At 73.6% G+C, this 17673-nt stretch carries 17 protein-coding genes and 1 riboswitch; of the genes, 9 read left to right on the forward strand and 8 right to left on the reverse strand.

Going from position 1 to position 17673, the window contains the following annotated elements; translation table 11 throughout:
• Positions 1-14 precede the first annotated feature (14 nt).
• Positions 15-872: a trehalose-phosphatase gene (gene otsB / locus ACIQVT_RS14745; RefSeq protein WP_403752119.1), complete on the forward strand. Its 858-nt coding sequence runs from the start codon at positions 15-17 to the stop codon at positions 870-872.
• 953 nt (positions 873-1825) lie between these two features.
• On the opposite strand, the gene ACIQVT_RS14750 is transcribed toward otsB, so the two are convergent.
• Together ACIQVT_RS14750 and ACIQVT_RS14755 are read right to left on the reverse strand one after the other, a co-directional pair.
• Positions 1826-3271, reverse strand: coding sequence for a trehalose-6-phosphate synthase (locus ACIQVT_RS14750; protein ID WP_403752123.1), 1446 nt, complete (start codon positions 3269-3271; stop codon positions 1826-1828).
• Positions 3272-3345: 74 nt separating this feature from the next.
• The gene (locus ACIQVT_RS14755) at positions 3346-4290 is read right to left on the reverse strand and encodes a glucosyl-3-phosphoglycerate synthase (RefSeq protein ID WP_403752125.1); all 945 of its coding nucleotides are present in this window, start codon (positions 4288-4290) and stop codon (positions 3346-3348) included.
• A gap of 154 nt (positions 4291-4444) precedes the next feature.
• Positions 4445-4600, forward strand: a riboswitch (SAM riboswitch).
• 17 nt (positions 4601-4617) lie between these two features.
• On the opposite strand from ACIQVT_RS14755, the gene thrC reads away from it, so the two are divergent.
• The 5 genes from thrC (at position 4618) to ACIQVT_RS14780 (ending at position 10091) form a co-directional block, all read left to right on the forward strand.
• Positions 4618-5901 (forward strand): threonine synthase, encoded by a 1284-nt coding sequence (thrC, locus tag ACIQVT_RS14760; protein ID WP_403752128.1) that lies wholly within the window; start codon positions 4618-4620, stop codon positions 5899-5901.
• Positions 5898-6173, forward strand: coding sequence for a MoaD/ThiS family protein (locus ACIQVT_RS14765; RefSeq protein WP_403752131.1), 276 nt, complete (start codon positions 5898-5900; stop codon positions 6171-6173). Before thrC ends, ACIQVT_RS14765 begins: the two co-directional genes overlap by 4 nt.
• Positions 6174-6613: 440 nt before the next feature.
• The gene (locus ACIQVT_RS14770) at positions 6614-6817 is read left to right on the forward strand and encodes a cold-shock protein (RefSeq protein ID WP_004929928.1); all 204 of its coding nucleotides are present in this window, start codon (positions 6614-6616) and stop codon (positions 6815-6817) included.
• 296 nt (positions 6818-7113) lie between these two features.
• A complete protein-coding gene (gene groL / locus ACIQVT_RS14775) occupies positions 7114-8736 on the forward strand; it encodes a chaperonin GroEL (protein ID WP_403752134.1) in 1623 nt (540 codons plus the stop codon).
• A 233-nt stretch (positions 8737-8969) separates the two neighbouring features.
• Positions 8970-10091: an NADH:flavin oxidoreductase gene (locus ACIQVT_RS14780; protein ID WP_403752137.1), complete on the forward strand. Its 1122-nt coding sequence runs from the start codon at positions 8970-8972 to the stop codon at positions 10089-10091.
• A gap of 18 nt (positions 10092-10109) precedes the next feature.
• On the opposite strand, the gene ACIQVT_RS14785 is transcribed toward ACIQVT_RS14780, so the two are convergent.
• The 4 genes from ACIQVT_RS14785 to ACIQVT_RS14800 form a co-directional block, all read right to left on the reverse strand.
• A complete protein-coding gene (locus tag ACIQVT_RS14785; protein ID WP_403752140.1) occupies positions 10110-10679 on the reverse strand; it encodes a hypothetical protein in 570 nt (189 codons plus the stop codon).
• Positions 10680-10739: 60 nt separating this feature from the next.
• Positions 10740-12197 (reverse strand): PTS transporter subunit EIIC, encoded by a 1458-nt coding sequence (locus ACIQVT_RS14790; protein ID WP_403752143.1) that lies wholly within the window; start codon positions 12195-12197, stop codon positions 10740-10742.
• A 16-nt stretch (positions 12198-12213) separates the two neighbouring features.
• On the reverse strand, positions 12214-13137 hold the full coding sequence (gene murQ / locus ACIQVT_RS14795) for an N-acetylmuramic acid 6-phosphate etherase (protein WP_403752147.1): 924 nt from the start codon (positions 13135-13137) through the stop codon (positions 12214-12216).
• 284 nt (positions 13138-13421) lie between these two features.
• The gene (locus ACIQVT_RS14800) at positions 13422-14327 is read right to left on the reverse strand and encodes a MurR/RpiR family transcriptional regulator (protein ID WP_403752150.1); all 906 of its coding nucleotides are present in this window, start codon (positions 14325-14327) and stop codon (positions 13422-13424) included.
• 56 nt (positions 14328-14383) lie between these two features.
• Here ACIQVT_RS14800 and ACIQVT_RS14805 point away from each other — a divergent pair, with 56 nt between their 5' ends.
• Positions 14384-14767, forward strand: coding sequence for a hypothetical protein (locus tag ACIQVT_RS14805; protein WP_403752153.1), 384 nt, complete (start codon positions 14384-14386; stop codon positions 14765-14767).
• Between the two features lie 7 nt (positions 14768-14774).
• Entirely contained in the window at positions 14775-15050 is a 276-nt protein-coding gene (locus ACIQVT_RS14810; protein WP_403752156.1) for a DUF4031 domain-containing protein, read from the forward strand.
• On the opposite strand, the gene ACIQVT_RS14815 is transcribed toward ACIQVT_RS14810, so the two are convergent.
• Both ACIQVT_RS14815 and ACIQVT_RS14820 read right to left on the reverse strand, forming a co-directional pair.
• Entirely contained in the window at positions 15032-16132 is a 1101-nt protein-coding gene (locus ACIQVT_RS14815) for a GNAT family N-acetyltransferase (protein WP_403752159.1), read from the reverse strand. The two genes, ACIQVT_RS14810 and ACIQVT_RS14815, sit on opposite strands and share 19 nt — an antisense overlap.
• A 27-nt stretch (positions 16133-16159) precedes the next feature.
• Complete coding sequence (locus tag ACIQVT_RS14820; RefSeq protein ID WP_403752162.1) at positions 16160-16804, reverse strand: hypothetical protein; 645 nt, start codon at positions 16802-16804, stop codon at positions 16160-16162.
• 125 nt (positions 16805-16929) lie between these two features.
• On the opposite strand from ACIQVT_RS14820, the gene ACIQVT_RS14825 reads away from it, so the two are divergent.
• Positions 16930-17625 carry a copper homeostasis protein CutC gene (locus ACIQVT_RS14825; protein ID WP_403752165.1) on the forward strand — a complete coding sequence of 232 codons (696 nt, stop codon included), beginning with the start codon at positions 16930-16932 and terminating at the stop codon, positions 17623-17625.
• Positions 17626-17673 lie beyond the last annotated feature (48 nt).

Consider the following 17673-nt stretch of genomic DNA (forward strand, 5'->3'; position numbering starts at 1 on the left):
GATAGGGTCGCGGTATGGGCACCCACACGACGGACTCCCTGCACCCGCTGCCGCTCCCGACCACCCAGGCCGGCCGGGACGGGCTCGCCGCGCTGCTCGCCCGGCCCCGTGACGCCGTGATCGGCCTGGACTTCGACGGCACCCTGGCCCCGATCGTCGCCGACCCCGAACAGGCCCGCGCCCACCCCGGGGCCGTGCCCGCGCTGGCCGCGCTCGCCCCCGAGGTGGCCTCCGTCGCCGTGATCACCGGCCGGCCGCCCGAGGTGGCGGTCCGCTACGGCGGCTTCGCGGACGTCCCCGGCCTGGAGCACCTCACCGTTCTCGGCCACTACGGCGCCGAACGCTGGGAGGCGGCCACCGGCACGGTCACCGCGCCGCCCCCGCACCCGGGCGTGGCCGCCGCCCGCGCCGAACTGCCCGGCCTGCTGGAGCGCGCCGGCGCCGGGCAGGGCACGTGGATCGAGGAGAAGGGCCGGGCGCTCGCGGTGCACACCCGCCGCGCCGCCGACCCGCAGGCCGCGTTCGACGCCCTGCGCGGCCCGCTCGCCGGCCTCGCCACCCGGCACGGCCTGATCGTCGAACCCGGCCGCCTGGTCCTCGAACTCCGCCCGCCGGGCATGGACAAGGGCGTGGCCCTCCTGGACCACGCCCGCGCCACCCGGGCCGGCTGCGTCGTCTACGTCGGTGACGACCTGGGCGACCTGCCCGCCTTCGCCGCCGTCGACGAACTCCGCGCCGCCGGCACCCCCGGCCTCCTGGTGTGCAGCGGCAGCACGGAGGTCACCGAGTTGGCGGAACGGGCCGACCTGGTGGTGGCCGGCCCGGAAGGAGTCGTGACCCTCCTCCGAGACCTCGCCACCCACCTCTCCTGACCCCCTGCCCGACCCCAGGGAACACCGCGCCTACGGGGCCGAGGTGTCGGCTGGGGTCGCGCGGGCAACTGACCCCGATCCGTCGGCTCCCCGGGGCATCGGTCCGGTGCGGCCGGGGTCCTCGACCCCTCCCGCAGGTCACTGGGTCGGCCGGTCGAGGGCACGACGGTCGACCGGATCGGTCCGGCTGGCCCAGCTCGGAGGCCGGCCGGCTTCGCGGGCCACTGCTCCGGTCGGGTCCGGTGCGCCGCACACCAGTGGGCTTGGAAGGGCGCCGGGCCCGGGGCGTCGGGCGGTCGGCTCGGTGGGGCAGCCGCCCCGACGGGTCCGGTTCGCGGCCGGGCGGCTGCATGGATCACCGCTCCGGTCGGCCCGGTGTGCCGCACACCAGCGGGCTCCGAAGGGCATCGGGCCGACGTGGTCCGGGGGCCGCTCTCGGGCCGGGGCGCCGTGGGTCGGTCGGTCGGCTCGGTAGGGCACCCGTCGGGGCGAGTCCGGTCTGCGGCCTGGCGGCTGCCTGGATCACCGGTCCGGTCGGGACCGGTGTGCCGCACACCAGGGGGCTTCGAAGGGCGCCGGGCCGACGTGGTGGTCCGGGGGGCGGCCGTTCCCCGGGGCGCCGGGTCCGGGGCGTCGGGCGTCGGCCGGTCGGCTCGGCGGGGGCTCTCGTCCGGGCGCGCCCGGCCTGCGGCCGGTTCAGCGTCGCGGGTCACCGCTCCGGTCGGGACCGGTGTGCCGCACACCAGGGGGCTTCGAAGGGCGCCGGGCCGGGGGCGTCGGGCGGTCGGCTCGGTGGGGCAGCCGCCCCGACGGGTCCGGTTCGCGGCCGGGCGGCTGCGTGGCTCGCCGCTTCGGTCGGGTCCGGCGTGCCGCGCAACAGCGGCCGGCGGCCGGCGGGCTCCCCGGGCGCCGGGCCGGCCGGACCCAGGGGCCCGGCCGGCCCGGTGGCGGTGTCAGTCGCGTAGGGCGTTCAGTTGGTCCAGGAACCAGCGGGCCGGGGGGAGCGCGGTCGCCGCCGCGGCCAGGCGCTTGGACCGCTCCGCCCGCTCGGCCGCCGGTACGCTCAGGGCCGTGTGCAGCGCGTCCGCCGTCCCCCCGATGTCGTACGGGTTCACCACGATCGCGTCCTCGCCCAGCTCCTCGTACGCCCCCGCCTCCCGCGACAGCACCAGCGCGCAGCCCTCGTCGGAGACCACCGGGACCTCCTTGGCGACCAGGTTCATGCCGTCGCGGATGGGGTTCACCAGGGCCACGTCGGCCAGCCGGTAGGCGGCCAGGGAACGCGCGAAGTCGTCCTTCACGTGCAGCACGACCGGCGTCCAGCCCGCCGTGCCGTACCGCTCGTTGATGTCGTCCGCGACCCGCCGCACCTCGGCGGTGTACTCGCGGTACACGGCGAGGTCCTGCCGGGACGGGTAGGCGAAGGCCACGTGGACGACCTTCTCCCGCCATTCGGGGTGGTCGTCGAGCAGCTGCCGGTAGGCCAGCAGGCCGCGCACGATGTTCTTGGACAGCTCGGTGCGGTCGACCCGCACGATCGTCCGGCGCGCCGTCCCGTCCGGGCCCGGGCCGATCTCCTCGCGCAGCGCCGCCATCCGCTCGGCCACGTCGTCCCGGTGGGCCCGCGTCCGCAGGAAGTCCGCGTCCGCGCCGAGGCCGTGCACCCCGATCCGGGTGCCGGCGGGGGCGTCGGCACCGAGGACCACCTGGCAGCAGGCGGTGAAGGCGTCCGCCCACCGCCGGGTGAGGAACGCCGCCCGGTCCGCGCCCAGGATGCCGCCGAGCAGCTCGGCGGCGATGTCGTCGGGCAGCAGCCGGAAGTAGTCCGGCGGCGCCCACGGGGTGTGCGAGAAGTGGCCGATGCGCAGGTCGGGGCGGAGTTCGCGGAGCATGCGCGGGGCGAGGGCCAGGTGGTAGTCCTGGATCAGCACCGCGGCGCCCTCGGCGGCCTCCTCGGCCAGCGCCTCGGCGAACGCCTGGTTGTAGGCGCGGTAGGACGCCCAGTGCCGCCGGAACTCCGCGTCGAAGACCGGCTCCAGCGGGGTCTGGTAGAGCATGTGGTGGACGAACCAGAGCACCGAGTTGGCGATGTCGTTGTAGGCCTCGGCGTGCACCGCCGGGTCGATGTCGAGCATCCGCACCCGCTGCCCGCCGGTGTCCGCGGCCGGCAGCAGCCCACCGTCCGCGCGCCGCACCGCCTCCCGGTCGCCGTCGCCGAGCGCGGCGCACACCCACACGGAGTCCGCGTCGGACCCGATGGCCGACAGGCCGGAGACGAGCCCGCCACCGCCCCGCCGGGCGTGCAGCGAGCCCCCCTCGTCGATCTGATACGAAACCGGGCCGCGATTGGACGCGACCAGCACCTGAGCCTGTTCAGCAGCGCCGTGCGAGGAAGCCATACGCCTCAACCTAGCCCGGCCCGGAAACGCTCAAACGTACGGTCCGTCCCGGAAGGGGACCGTATACGGCCCGTTCACGCCACCTTCCGCTCGGCGTACTCGGCGATCTCCACCATGGGCGGCCGTTCCTCGGTGTCCACCGAGTAGGTGCGCGGCTCGAACCCGTCCGCGCCCCGCTCGAACTGGGTCAGCGCGGGCCGCACCAGGTGCCCGCGGGCCAGCCGGAGCTGCGCGGTGCGGTAGATCGCGGCGGCCATCCGGCCCAGGGCCTGCCCGTCCTGGTGGCGGTGGAGGCGCACACCCACGTCGACCTGGGCCAGCGCGTCCAGGCCGACCAGGTGCAGCGCGTCCACCAGCATCCCCAGCTCCACGCCGTAGCCGACGGGGAACGGCAGCTGCTCCAGCAGGGAGCGGCGGGCCGCGTACTCGCCGCCCAGCGGCTGCACGAAGCCGGCCAGCTGCGGCCAGTGCATGTTGAGCAGCGGGCGGGCCATCAGCTCGGTGACCCGGCCGCCCTGTCCGGCCGCGCCGCCGAGCGGGCGGTCGTACATCGCCTTGACCAGGTCGACTCCGGGGTCGGTGAGCAGCGGGCCGACGATCCCCGAGACGAAGTCGGAGGAGAACTCGCGCAGGTCCGCGTCGATGAAGCAGACGATGTCCCCGCCGGTCACCAGCAGCGAGCGCCACAGCACCTCGCCCTTGCCGGGGACGGCGGGGATGCGGGGCAGGATGTCGTCGCGGTGGACGACCCGGGCGCCGGCGCGCGCGGCGACCTGCGCGGTGCGGTCGGTGGAGCCGGAGTCGACGACGACGATCTCGTCGACCAGCGGTATCTGCTCCACGAGGTCGTGGCGGATGACCGCGACGATGTCGCCGACGGTCTCCTCCTCGTCGAGCGCGGGCAGCACGACGCTGATCGTCTGGCCGGTGCGCTGCTTGGCGGCCAGGATCCGGTGGAGCGGTCGGTCGGTCACGGACCAGGAGCGGTCGGCCAGCCAGCGCTCGACTTCTTCCAGCACGGTCTGCGGCTCCTCACTGTCACGACCACACACAGGGTGTGATCCATCTCGCGGTACGGACGACTATCTCAACTGTCCTGGCCTTCGGTTACAGTCTTGGACAACGCCGGTGACCATCGCATGTCGGGGGTCGCCCGCGTCCACAACCACATATTGCTCATCCAGAGGGGCAGAGGGACACGGCCCGATGAAGCCCCGGCAACCCTCCAGTCGGTTCTCGTAGATCAGCTCTGATCGCTGCGCGAGGCTCCCGGCTAGGGAAGGTGCCAAATCCGTCTCACGGCGAAGTGCGTCGTGAGGAAGATGAGGAGAAAGGGCCTCGCCTCCATGGCTGTGCAGACAGTTGCAAGCACCAGCGGTTCCACCGTCGACCTCGGCCCCGCCACCGCCCTGAGCTGCCGCGAGTGCGGCCACCGCGTCCCGCTCGGCCCGGTCTTCGCCTGCGAGGAGTGTTTCGGGCCGCTGGAGATCGCCTACGACTTCTCCGCCCACGACACCGAAGAGCTGCGCCGCCGCATCGAGGCGGGACCCGCGAACATCTGGCGCTACGCACCCCTGCTGCCCGTCCCCGCGGACGTCGCCGGCAAGCCCAACCTGAACCCGGGCTGGACCGAGCTGGTCAGGGCCGACAACCTGGCGCGCGAGCTGGGCGTGACCGGCGGGCTGTATGTGAAGGACGACTCCGGCAACCCGACGCACTCCTTCAAGGACCGGGTCGTCGCCCAGGCACTGGAGGCCGCCCGCGCCTTCGGTTTCACCACCCTGTCCTGCTCCTCCACGGGCAACCTGGCCGGCGCGGTCGGCGCCGCCGCCGCCCGGGCCGGCCTGCGCTCCTGCGTGTTCATCCCGCACGACCTGGAACAGGCCAAGGTCGTCATGGCCGCCGTCTACGGCGGTGAGCTGGTCGGCATCGAGGGCAACTACGACGACGTGAACCGCTTCTGCTCCGAGCTGATCGGCGACTCGGCCGGCGAGGGCTGGGGCTTCGTCAACGTCAACCTGCGGCCGTACTACGCGGAGGGCTCCAAGACCCTCGCGTACGAGATCTGCGAGCAGCTCGGCTGGCGGCTGCCGGACCAGATCGTGGTCCCGATCGCCTCCGGCTCCCAGCTCACGAAGATCGACAAGGGGCTCCGGGAGCTGATCGCGCTCGGACTGGTCGAGGACCGGCCGTACCGCATCTTCGGCGCCCAGGCCGAGGGCTGTTCGCCGGTGTCCGCCGCCTTCAAGGCCGGGCACGACGTCGTACGCCCGCAGAAGCCGGACACCATCGCCAAGTCGCTCGCCATCGGCAACCCGGCCGACGGCCCGTACGTCCTGGACATCGCGCGCCGCACCGGCGGTGCCGTGGAGGACGTCACCGACGAGCAGATCGTGGACGCGATCCGGCTGCTGGCGCGGACCGAGGGCATCTTCGCGGAGACCGCCGGCGGCGTCACCGTGGGCGTCACCCGCAAGCTGATCGAGAACGGCGTGCTGGACCCGGCGAAGACCACCGTCGTCCTCAACACCGGCGACGGCCTGAAGACCCTGGACGCGGTGGCCGGGACCGGCCTCACCGCCACCATCCGCCCGACCCTGGACTCCTTCCGAGAGGCTGGCCTCGCATGAGCGTGACCGTTCGCATCCCCACCATCCTGCGCACCTACACCGGCGGCTCGGCCGAGGTCGCCGCCGAGGGCACGACCCTCGCCGAGGTCATCGCCGACCTGGAGAAGAACCACGCGGGGATCGCCGCCCGGGTCCTGGACGACCAGGGGAAGCTGCGGCGGTTCGTCAACGTGTACGTGAACGACGACGACGTCCGCTTCGAACAGGGCCTCCAGACCGCCACGCCGGACGGTGCCGGCGTCTCGATCATTCCGGCGGTCGCCGGCGGCTGAACCGCCGCATCATTACCTTCGGTAACGCCGGTTACGCGTCGTTCATGACATTGCCCTCTCCGTAAGAGAAGCGGAGGGGGCAATTCTGTGTGATTGAGCGCGGTAGAGTTGGGGAACACGGTCGCCGTCCACGGGTCGGCCTTCCGGGATTCCGTTCCGCGCGCCCGACTAGAAACAGCCAAAGTGCTGGGGTGTTCCGCGGCTTTTGTTCCCTTCGTGGGGCCCGACTTGCCCTGAAGTCGGATGAATTCTCGCCACATTCCGGACCGCTCGCGTCCAGATTTCTCGTCCGATTGACCTGTTGCAGACGGCAGTTGGACAGATACATTCAGCCGCGGTCGACGCGTTCCGGCGCACGCCCCCGGCTGAATGGGGGTGAGGTCTGACCCGGGTCCGCGAAGTGCGGATCTGTGCAAGGGCCAGTAATAGGGGAGTTAGGCATGGCTCAGGGCACCGTCAAGTGGTTCAACGCGGAGAAGGGGTACGGCTTCATCGCGGTCGACGGTGGTGCGGACGTCTTCGTCCATTACAGCGCCATTCAGATGGACGGCTACCGCACCCTGGAAGAGGGCCAGCGGGTGGAGTTCGAGATCTCGCAGGGCCAGAAGGGCCCGCAGGCCGACATGGTTCGCCTCAGCGCCTGAACGTCTCTCACGGCGAAGGGCCCGCACCGGCACAGGGTGCGGGCCCTTCGCCGTGCCCGGAGCCGTGTTCGCGTGGGGCTGACGGAGGGCTCGTACCCCCCGAGGCGCTTGCACTCGACCATGCCGAGTGCTAATCATTGCGTTAGCACTCTGAAGGTGAGAGTGACAACGAAGGACCGGGTCGGTGAGGCCCGCAGGCCAAGTGGGGCAAGGAACCACGCGGCCGGCGAGCCGTCCGTCGCGGGCGCGGGCGCGGTCCGAAGGAATCACCCCCAGTCCTGGAGGGACCACTTCACATGGCCAAGATCATCGCGTTCGACGAGGAGGCGCGGCGCGGCCTCGAGCGCGGCATGAACCAGCTCGCGGACGCCGTGAAGGTGACGCTCGGCCCCAAGGGCCGCAACGTCGTCCTCGAGAAGAAGTGGGGCGCCCCCACGATCACCAACGATGGTGTATCCATCGCCAAGGAGATCGAGCTCGAGGACCCGTACGAGAAGATCGGCGCCGAGCTGGTCAAGGAAGTCGCCAAGAAGACGGACGACGTCGCCGGTGACGGTACGACGACCGCGACCGTTCTCGCCCAGGCCCTGGTCAAGGAAGGCCTGCGCAACGTCGCCGCCGGCGCCAACCCCATGGCCCTGAAGCGCGGCATCGAGAAGGCCGTCGAGGCCGTCTCCGCCGCCCTGCTGGAGCAGGCGAAGGACGTCGAGACCAAGGAGCAGATCGCCTCCACCGCGTCCATCTCCGCCGCCGACACCCAGATCGGCGAGCTCATCGCCGAGGCCATGGACAAGGTCGGCAAGGAAGGCGTCATCACCGTCGAGGAGAGCAACACCTTCGGTCTGGAGCTCGAGCTCACCGAGGGCATGCGCTTCGACAAGGGCTACATCTCCGCCTACTTCGCGACCGACATGGAGCGCATGGAGTCGGTGCTCGAGGACCCCTACATCCTCATCGCCAACTCCAAGATCTCCTCGGTCAAGGACCTGCTCCCGCTCCTGGAGAAGGTCATGCAGTCGGGCAAGCCGCTGCTGATCATCGCCGAGGACGTCGAGGGCGAGGCCCTGTCGACCCTGGTCGTCAACAAGATCCGCGGCACCTTCAAGTCCGTCGCCGTCAAGGCCCCGGGCTTCGGCGACCGCCGCAAGGCCATGCTCGGCGACATCGCCATCCTCACGGGCGGCGAGGTCATCTCCGAGGAGGTCGGCCTCAAGCTGGAGAACGCGACCCTGGACCTCCTGGGCCGCGCCCGCAAGGTCGTCATCACCAAGGACGAGACCACCATCGTCGACGGCTCGGGCTCCTCCGAGCAGGTCAACGGCCGGGTCAACCAGATCCGTGCCGAGATCGAGAACAGCGACTCGGACTACGACCGCGAGAAGCTCCAGGAGCGCCTGGCGAAGCTCGCCGGCGGTGTCGCGGTCATCAAGGCCGGTGCCGCCACCGAGGTGGAGCTCAAGGAGCGCAAGCACCGCATCGAGGACGCCGTCCGCAACGCGAAGGCGGCCGTCGAGGAGGGCATCGTCGCCGGTGGTGGCGTGGCCCTGCTCCAGGCCTCCCAGGTCTTCGAGAAGCTGGAGCTGGAGGGTGACGAGGCGACCGGCGCCAACGCCGTGCGCATCGCCCTGGAGGCCCCGCTGAAGCAGATCGCCGTCAACGCCGGCCTCGAGGGCGGTGTCGTGGTGGAGAAGGTGCGCAACCTGACCCCGGGCCACGGCCTGAACGCCGCGACCGGCGAGTACGTCGACCTGGTCGCCGAGGGCATCATCGACCCGGCGAAGGTGACGCGTTCCGCGCTCCAGAACGCCGCGTCGATCGCCGCGCTGTTCCTCACCACCGAGGCCGTCATCGCCGACAAGCCGGAGAAGGCCGCCGCGCCGGCCGGCGGCGGCATGCCGGGCGGTGACATGGACTTCTGATCGGCCTCCGGCTGATCGTCTGTCCTACCGACCGAGGGCGGCACCTCCTGCTGACGCAGGGGGTGCCGCCCTCGGGCGTTTCCCGGGTGCGGAAGGGGATGTGACCGGGGTCACGGGGCGATCGGCGCTCGGGCGGAATGCGCGGCCGCGTACCAGAGGTTGATTCATCGGGTGCAACAATGCGCGCGCACATACCGACTGGTCTACCGAGCGAATCCCCGAGGAGCCCCCACGTGACCGTCACGACCCCCGCCTCCCGCACGGCCCGGATCCTGTCCCGGCCGATCGCCCTCAACGGCCTCACCGTCCCCAACCGGATCGTGATGGCGCCGATGACCCGCATGTTCTCCCCGGGCGGCGTCCCCGGCGAGGACGTGCGCTCGTACTACGCCCGCCGTGCCGCCGCCGGCGTCGGCCTCATCGTCACCGAGGGCACCTACGTGGGTCACCCCTCGGCCGGCCAGAGCGACCGCGTCCCGCGTTTCCACGGCGAGGAGCAGCTGGCGGGCTGGGCGAAGGTGGCCGAGGACGTGCACGCGGCCGGCGGCACGATCGTCCCGCAGCTGTGGCACATCGGCACGGTCCGCAACCAGGGTGACGCGCCCTTCCCGGACGCCCCCTCCCACGGCCCGTCGGGACTGCGCATCGACGGCACCGCCGACGCCACCCCCATGACCCAGGCCGACATCGACGCCGTCATCGGCGCGTTCGCCCAGGCCGCCGCGGACGCCGAGCGCATCGGCTTCGACGGCGTGGAGATCCACGGCGCCCACGGCTACCTCCTCGACCAGTTCTTCTGGGCGCAGACCAACCGCCGCACCGACGGCTACGGCGGCGACCCGGTGGCCCGGGCGCGGTTCGCGGCGGAGATCGTCGCCGCCGTCCGCGACGCCGTGTCCCCGGAGTTCCCCGTGATCTTCCGCTACTCGCAGTGGAAGCAGGAGGCCTACGACGCCCGGCTCGCCGAGACCCCCGAGGAGCTGGAGGCCATCCTCACCCCGCTCGCGGAGGCCGGTGTCGACGTCTTCCACGCCTCCACCCGCCGCTACTGGCTCCCCGAGTTCGACGGCTCCGACCTGAACCTGGCCGGCTGGACCAAGAAGCTCACCGGCAAGCCGGTCATCACCGTCGGCTCGGTCGGCCTGGACGGCGACTTCGTGCACGCCTTCCAGGGCGAGGGCTCCCCGGTCCAGGACCTCGACAACCTCCTGGACCGGCTGGAGGCCGACGAGATAGACATGGTCGCCGTCGGCCGCGCGCTGCTCCAGGACCCGGAGTGGGCCGCCAAGGTGCTCGCCGACCGCTTCGACGAGCTGGAGCCCTACGACGCGGCGGCGATCAAGACCCTCAGCTGACCCGGCCGCGGGGCCCGGCTACAGATTGCCCATGGGCTCGATGTCGACCCGTACCGGCGTGCCCCACACCCGGAGCACCTCGTAGTCGGTGAACTCGTGCACCAGGCGGTACGCCATCGCCGGCCGGGAGCCGCGCCGCTGGGCCGCGAGGTACGCCTCGGCCTCGCGCAGGTCCCGCCGCGGTGTGCCGCACAGCTGCCACTCCTGCCCGTTCCACAGCTCCGGCAGCCACCGCTGCTGGGGCTGGGGCCGGTCGCCGCGGACGCCGTAGCGGGAGGGGGCCGACGGGACCGGCTCGCCCGGCCGGGGCCTGCCCCGGTACTCCGAGCGCCGGGCGGCCCGGCGCCGGGTCTCGCACAGCAGGCACAGATCGGGGGCGCTCTCGTCGACCGGTCCCTGCGGGTGCTCGGGGCACCGGGTGGCGGGCGCGCCGGCCGCGACGCTGTCGTCGAGCAGGTCCAGGGCGCGCCGCAGATCGCTCCTGACCTCGTGCAGCCGGGCGTCCGGCATGTCGGCGGTCAGGGACTCCCCGTGCTCCCCGAGCAGCCGCAGAGCCCGTCCGAGGGCGGTGAGCTGGGCGTGGTTCATGTCGGTCGATCGCCTCCTCCCCTCCATGGTGCCCTGCGGCGCCGGTCGCCCGGTGCGCCCCTACCGCTCCGGCGGCCCCGTCAGGTGCCGGGGGCCGGGGTCGCCCGCCGGGGTCGCCGTCGCGGTCGCGGTGACCGGGACGGGGGGCCGGAAGGTGGCGTACGTGGCCAGGAAGCCCACCAGGTAGCCGGTGAGGAGGCCGCCCCCGTAGATCGCCGCCAGCACAGCCGGGCCGCGGTTGCCGGCCAGCAGGGGGAACAGGGCCCAGCCCGACGGGCCGATCGCCGTGGCGCCCACCCGGGTGCCCAGCATCGCGAAGAAGCCGATGAACGCCCCGCCCGCCGCCCCGCCCGCGCAGGCGGTGAGGAACGGCCGGCCGAGCGGCAGGGAGACCCCGTAGATCAGGGGTTCGCCGACCCCGAGCAGGCCCGCCGGGAGCGCCGACCTGATCGTCGTGCGCAGCGGGACGTCGTGGCGGAGGCGGACGTAGACGGCGAGGGCCGCGCCCACCTGGCCGGCGCCCGCCATCGCCAGCAACGGCAGCAGGGCCGTGTAGCCCTGCTGTTCGATCAGGGTGGCGTGCAGCGGGATCAGGGCCTGGTGCAGGCCCAGCATGACCAGGGGGAGGAACAGGCCGCCGAGAAGCAGTCCGGCCAGGGCGCCGGTGGTGGCGAGCAGCCAGGTCGCGGCCGTTCCGATGGCCGTGGCCACCGTGCCGGCCGCGTACATCAGGCCGTACAGCGTGACCAGGCCGACGACGAGGACCGTGACGGTCGGGGTCAGCAGGACGTCCAGCGCGCCCGGCACCCGGCCCCGGCACCACTTCTCCACCCGGGTGGCCAGGAACGCCGCCGCGAGCGCGCCGAGCACCCCGCCCTGTCCGGGCGCCAGGTGCACGCCGAACGCGGTCACCTGGGCCACGCCCGGGTAGACCACGACCGCCGCGACGGCCCCGCCGAGGACGGGCGTGCCGCCGAACTCCCGCGCCGTGTTGTAGCCGACGAAGACCGGGATCAGCGCCATGAACGCGGAGGCGACGGCGGCCAGGGCCGGGGTGAGCGCGGGCAGCAGGCCGGCGTTGAGCAGCAGGCCGTTGAGACCGGCCAGGACGCCGCAGCCGATGAGGGCGGGGATCAGCGGGACGAAGACGTGCGCGACGCGGCGCAGGGCGGTCCGGACGGGGGTGGCGTCGCGGCCCCGGCCGGCCTCCGCGGCCGGGGCGGTCCCGGCGGCCCGGCCGGCGTCCGCGGTTTCGGCGTCCCGGCCGGCCAGCAGCTTCCGTACCTCCGCGGTGACCTCGTCGACCACTCCGGGCCCGAGCACGACCTGCCACACGTCCCCGCCGCTCACCACCCCGAGCACGCCGGGCACGGCCCGCAGGGCCTCCTCGTCGCCGGCCGCCGGGTCGGCGAGGGTCAGCCGCAGGCGGGTCACGCAGTGGGTCACGGAGGCGACGTTGGCCGGTCCGCCCACCCGGGCGAGGACGGCGGTCGCTGTGGAGGCGGGGTCGTTGCGCACGTCCCGAGCGTGCGGGTCAGCGGGGGGCGTGCGCCAGCGCGGCACGCAGATGGCCGTCACACTCCTCCAGAAGGCGGGCGGCCGTCGGGCCGTCGACCCCGGCGAGCAGCGTCAGGATGGCGTGTTTGACCTCGCCGCCGGTCTCGGTGAGGGCCTTCTCGATCTCCGCGTCGTCCGCCCCGGTGGCGAGCGCGACGATCCGGCGGGAGCGGGCCCGCAGCTTGTCGTTGGAGGCGCGCACGTCGACCATCAGGTTCCCGTACGTCTTGCCGAGCCGGATCATCGTGATCGTCGACAGCATGTTGAGGACGAGTTTCTGGGCCGTGCCCGCCTTCAGCCGGGTGGAGCCGGTGATCAGCTCCGGGCCCACGACGACCTCGATGGCGTGCTCGGCGGCGGCGGCCAGCGCGCTGTGCTCGTTGCAGGCGAGGCCCACGGTCAGCGCGCCGAGGGCGCGGGCGTGCTCGACGGCGCCGACCGCGTAGGGGGTACGGCCGGAGGCGGAGACGCCGACCACGCTGTCGTCGGCGGTCAGCTTCAGCGCGTCGAGGTCCCTGCGGGCCAGCTCCCCGGAGTCCTCTGCGCCCTCCACGGACGTCACCAGGGCGTCGGGGCCGCCCGCGATGAGGCCGACGACCTGGGCGGGATCGGTGTTGAAGGTGGGCGGGCACTCGGAGGCGTCCAGCACGCCCAGCCGGCCGGCGGTCCCGGCGCCGGCGTAGACGAGGCGTCCGCCGCGGGCCATGCGGGCGGCGACGGCGTCGACGGCGGCGGTGATCCGCGGCAGCTGGGTGGCGACGGCGCCGGGCACCCCCGCGTCCTCGCCGTTCATCAGCCGGGCGATCTCCAGGGTGGGCAGCCGGTCGATGCCGGCCAGCTCGGGGCGGAAGGCCTCGGTGGTCAGGGAGGCAAGTTCGGTACGCAGGTCATGAGAGGTCATGGGGGGTGGCTCGCTCCGGTGACTCTTTCGACAGGGTGCCAGTGAACCGGGTCCGGGGCGCGGGGAGCCGCGCGACAGGCCGGGCCGGCCCGCGGACCGAGGCGAACGGCGCGTCGCGCGGTCCAGGGCCTCTCGTTCGGATCGTGCCGGGCTCGCGGGGTCTGGCACCGCGCCTCGCCGCCTTGTCGTCGGTTGCCATGGCTCCGCCATGACGCCCTCCTCCGCCTTGCGATCCACGGCACCGGACCCCGCTCCCTGACCCGGCCCGATCCGAACGAAAGACCCTAGCGCGAGGCGCTGCGGTGCCGGTGGGCCAGCGCCTCGTACGACGCGGCCAGCGCGGGCGCCGCCGTCTCGTACGTCCGCTGGGCGACCCCCACGAACAGACAGTCCACCACCAGCAGCTGGCCGGTCCGGGAGGACATCGCGGCGGGCCGCAGCTCCGACTCCCGCGACGTCGACGTGGTCAGCACCAGGTCGGCGTACTGGGTGACGGGCGAGTCAGGCCGGCCGGTGATGGCGACGGTCGTCGCCCCGTGCTCGAAGGCGGCCCGGAGCGGCTCGATGACGTCCCCGGTCGACCCGGAGTGCGTGATGGCGATCGCCACGTCCCCGGAGCGCAGCTGCACCGCGTTGGTGACGGCGAGGTGCGGGTCGCTGTGCGCGTGGGCTATGAGCCCTATCCGCAGCAGTTTCTGGGTGAGGTCCTGGGCGACGAGCCCGGAGGCCCCGATGCCGTACACGTCGGTGCGCCGGGCGCCGGTCAGCGCGGTGACGGCGGCGCCCAGCTGGCCGGTGTCGAGTCCGGCGGCGGTGTCGGCGAGCGTCTGCTGCTCCTCGTAGGCCAGCTTGGCGACGACGTCGGCAAGGGAGTCGTCCACCGCGATGTCGGTGGTGATGGCGGGGGCGCGGCCGGACTGCTGCTGGGCGGCGAGCCCGGCGAGGGCGAGGCGCAGGTCGCGGTAGCCGGGGTAGCCGAGCAACCGGGCGGTGCGCACGACGGTGGCCTCGCTGGTGCCGGTGAGCCCGGCGAGACCGGTGACCGTGAGGGCGGCGCAGCCGGCCGGGTCGCCGGCGACGGCCTCGGCGACGCGCTGCATGGAGCGGGTCATGGAGGGGCCGAGGGTGCGCACCTTGGCGGCGAGTGAGCCCCCCGGACTGCCGAAACTTTCCTTCAGTTCCTGGGTCACCCATGAAAGATATTTTCGGTTCGGTGCCGGGGTCAAGAGTGCGCACAATGGGGTGCATGAATCCCATCAGCCCCCTGGAACAGGCGTTGCACGCGGCCCGTGCCCTGGTGCTCGCGGATCTGGTCGCGGGCGGGGCCGCGGAGCCGGACGTGGTCTCGCTGGTGGAGGACTCCGTCGTGCAGCGGCGCTGGTGGGTCGAGCAGTGGCCGGAGGGCGCCGGTTACGTCGCCGGGCTGGTCGCGCAGGACGTGCAGGACGCGCTGCTGGACCGGTACGGCCGCTGGCCGCTGTGCCCGGTGTGCGGGGGCGGCGACCCGCACGCCCTGGAGGTGGAGCCGGAGCTGGGGCCCGACCCGCACTGGGTGTGCCACAAGGCGGGCGTGAAGGTCGCCCGGGTCGGCTCGCTCGGCCCGGTCACGGGCGGGGCGGCGTCCTCGTGAGGCGCCGATGACCGTCTACGTCGACCCGCCGGCCTGGCCCGGGCACGGACGCATGTGGTCGCACCTGGTCAGCGATGTGTCCTACGACGAACTGCACCGGTTCGCCGAGGCGTTGGGCGTGCCGCGGCGGGCCTTCGAGCGCGACCACTACGACCTGCCGTCGCACCGGTACGCGGACGCGGTGGCCGCCGGTGCGGTGGAGGTGCGCAGCCGTGAGGTGGTGCGCCTGCTGCGGGCGTCCGGGCTGCGCCGGCCGAAGGGGCGTCAGGCGCGGCGCACGTAGAGCCGGTGGCCGGCCTCCATGTCGTACTCGGTGTGGGCGACGCGCTCCTCGTCCAGGGTCGCCCGGACGAACCCGGCGCGCTCCGCCACCCGTTGTGAGGGCAGGTTGTCCGGCTGGATCGTCGCGACGACCGTGTCGACGTCGTCCCGGGCCAGTACCCACTCGGTCAGGGTGCGCACCGCCTCGGTCGCGTAGCCGTGGCCGCGGGCGCCCTCGACCAGGTCGTAGCCGATCTCCACGCGGCGCTCGTCGTCGGGGACGCCGTGGAAGCAGATGCCGCCGACCGCCCGGCCGTCCTCGGACCGGACGAGGGCGAAGACGCCGAACTCCGGCCGGTGGACGCCCGTCTCGTAGGCCTTCATCAGGTACGAGCAGGCCTGGCGGGTGCCCTCGTGCGGGCCGTCCCCGAGCCAGTCCAGGCCGCCCCCGCCGCCCAGGCGCAGATCGTCGGCGGCGGCGGGGCGGACGCCGGTCAGGACGAGACGCTCGGTGGGGAGGACCAGGTTGTTGTACAGGGTCCAGTCGGTGACCCGGGCGCGGCCGGGCAGCTCGCCGCGGCCGGTCGCCCACAGCAGGGTCGGCCAGGGTTCGGGGCCGGGCCGGACGTGCGGGAACAGCCGGCCGAGGACGGCCGCGGCCAGCTCCGGGTCGGGGTCGTGGGCGACGCCGAGGCCCCGGGCGATGTCGTGGGTGTGCAGGAGCGCCTCGTTGACGGCCATCGCCGCGAACCCCTCGCGGTCGGCGGTGCCGAAGGGCTGCGGGTGGTAGGCGCGGACCCCGGGCGGCGCGGTGCGCACGGCGGCGGCGACCAGGGCGCCGGTCGCCTCGATCACCTGGATCAGTCCGGCGTTGTCGGTGCCCTCGGGGAGGGTGAGGGCCAGCGGGAAGCGCTCCTGGGCGCGACTGGCGAGACGGCTCGCGTAGTGGGTGAAGGCCTGGGCGATGTGGAAGGCGGTCGTGCGGCAGGTCCAGTCCATGCCGGCCGCGTGGACCGCGTCCCAGTCGCGGTCCGCTCCCGCGCGCAGTGTCGCCGCGCAGTGCGCGACGGCCGCGTCCACCTGGTCCCCGCTCATCATCCGCATGCGCGCACAGTACGGCGGGGCCCGATCTCAGGTCGACAGCATTTCCAGCTCGCCCGCGAGGTTGTGGCGGGCGGTGGCCTCCCAGTGCTCCCGGCCGTACGGCGTGCGGAACAGGCTGGGCAGGTCCAGGAGTTGGCGCAGGATCGCCGACCGGCCGGTACGGAAGGCGTCGTGGGGGACGAAGTGGTACTCCTCGCGGACCCGGGCGGTGTAGGCGGCGTACGCCGACGGGGGCGCGGCCAGGACCGCCAGGTCGGCGTCGCACAGCACCTGCCCGTCGCGGTCGGTGGCGGCCGGGTCGTGGGTGACGGTGAGCCGGACCAGCCGGGCCACCTCGGCGGTCTTCGCGGGGGACAGGCCCGCCTCCGGCAGGGCGCGCTCGGCCAGTCGCGCGGACCGCTCCTCGTTCTCGGACCTCTCGGGGAGGTGGACGGCGTCGTGGAACCAGGCGGCCAGGCGGACCGTGTCCGGGTCGGCGGCGCACGCCGCCAGGGTGTCGACGTGGTCGAGCACCTCGGTGAGGTGGGCCGCCGTGTGGTAGCGGCGCTGCGGCTCCCGCCAGCGGCGGAGCAGGTCGTCGGCGTACGGCGTGGGGTCGGGGCCGCCGCCGGGGGCGCGGGCGGCTTCCAGGGTGCGGGTGAAGCGGAGGCGCAGGGCGTCGAGGTCGGCCATGGACGGCATTCTGCCGCGCCGCGGGTTCGCCGGCGTCCGCGTCCCCGTTTCGGGTGAGGGGCGGCCCCGTTCCGGCGTAGGCTTTGATTGGACTAGACCTGTAGTCGCGGAGGAAATGGGGTGCCATGAGCAAGCGTGCAGTCCTGGAGGTGATCGCCCTCGACACCGAGGACGCGGTCGCCGCCCAGGCGGGGGGCGCGGACCGGCTGGAGCTGGTCACCGAGATGGCGGCCGACGGGCTCACCCCCTCGCCCGCCACCGTCGCCGCGATCCGCGCCGCCGTCGACATCGACCTGCGCGTGATGCTCCGCCTCGCGGACGGCTTCGCGGCCGGTGACGTGGCCCGGCTGACCGGTGTCGCCGGCGAACTGCGGGCGGTGGGCGCCGACCAGTTCGTGCTCGGCTTCCTGGACGCGGCCGGCGGCGTCGACCTGGCCGCGGTGGAGCGGGTGGTGGACGCGCTCGACGGCTGCCGGTGGACCTTCCACCGGGCGATCGACCGGGCCGCCGACCGCGACGCCCTGCGCAAGCACCTCGCCGACCTGCCCGGACTGGACACCTACCTCACCGCCGGCTCCGCCACCGGCGTGGACGACGGCCTGCCCACCCTGCTCGCCGAGGCGGCACGCGGGGGCGAACCCGGGTACGCCCAGCAGATCCTGGTGGGCGGCGGTCTCCGCCTCGACCACGTGCCCCGGCTCCGGGCCGGCGGCCTCGCCGCGTTCCACATCGGCGGCGCGGCCCGCCCCGACGGCTGGCGGGGCCCGGTCTCGGCGGAGGCGGTCACCCGCTGGCGCGCCGCCCTGGACGGCGCCGCCTAGCCGGCCCGGCCCCGGCCCACGGCGGCGCGCCCGCGCGCCGCCGCGCCG

The organism is Streptomyces sp. NPDC100445 (genome assembly GCF_044759735.1).
Taxonomy (GTDB): domain Bacteria; phylum Actinomycetota; class Actinomycetes; order Streptomycetales; family Streptomycetaceae; genus Streptomyces.

Coding starts and splice junctions, on each gene's coding strand:
- ACIQVT_RS14825 (WP_403752165.1), top strand. CDS start 16,930: ATGAGCAAGCGTGCAGTCCTGGAGGTGATCGCCCTCGACACCGAGGAC.
- ACIQVT_RS14820 (WP_403752162.1), bottom strand. CDS start 16,804: ATGGCCGACCTCGACGCCCTGCGCCTCCGCTTCACCCGCACCCTGGAA.
- thrC (WP_403752128.1), top strand. CDS start 4,618: ATGGCTGTGCAGACAGTTGCAAGCACCAGCGGTTCCACCGTCGACCTC.
- ACIQVT_RS14815 (WP_403752159.1), bottom strand. CDS start 16,132: ATGCGGATGATGAGCGGGGACCAGGTGGACGCGGCCGTCGCGCACTGC.
- ACIQVT_RS14765 (WP_403752131.1), top strand. CDS start 5,898: ATGAGCGTGACCGTTCGCATCCCCACCATCCTGCGCACCTACACCGGC.
- ACIQVT_RS14770 (WP_004929928.1), top strand. CDS start 6,614: ATGGCTCAGGGCACCGTCAAGTGGTTCAACGCGGAGAAGGGGTACGGC.
- ACIQVT_RS14805 (WP_403752153.1), top strand. CDS start 14,384: ATGAATCCCATCAGCCCCCTGGAACAGGCGTTGCACGCGGCCCGTGCC.
- murQ (WP_403752147.1), bottom strand. CDS start 13,137: ATGACCTCTCATGACCTGCGTACCGAACTTGCCTCCCTGACCACCGAG.
- groL (WP_403752134.1), top strand. CDS start 7,114: ATGGCCAAGATCATCGCGTTCGACGAGGAGGCGCGGCGCGGCCTCGAG.
- ACIQVT_RS14810 (WP_403752156.1), top strand. CDS start 14,775: ATGACCGTCTACGTCGACCCGCCGGCCTGGCCCGGGCACGGACGCATG.
- ACIQVT_RS14750 (WP_403752123.1), bottom strand. CDS start 3,271: ATGGCTTCCTCGCACGGCGCTGCTGAACAGGCTCAGGTGCTGGTCGCG.
- otsB (WP_403752119.1), top strand. CDS start 15: ATGGGCACCCACACGACGGACTCCCTGCACCCGCTGCCGCTCCCGACC.
- ACIQVT_RS14785 (WP_403752140.1), bottom strand. CDS start 10,679: ATGAACCACGCCCAGCTCACCGCCCTCGGACGGGCTCTGCGGCTGCTC.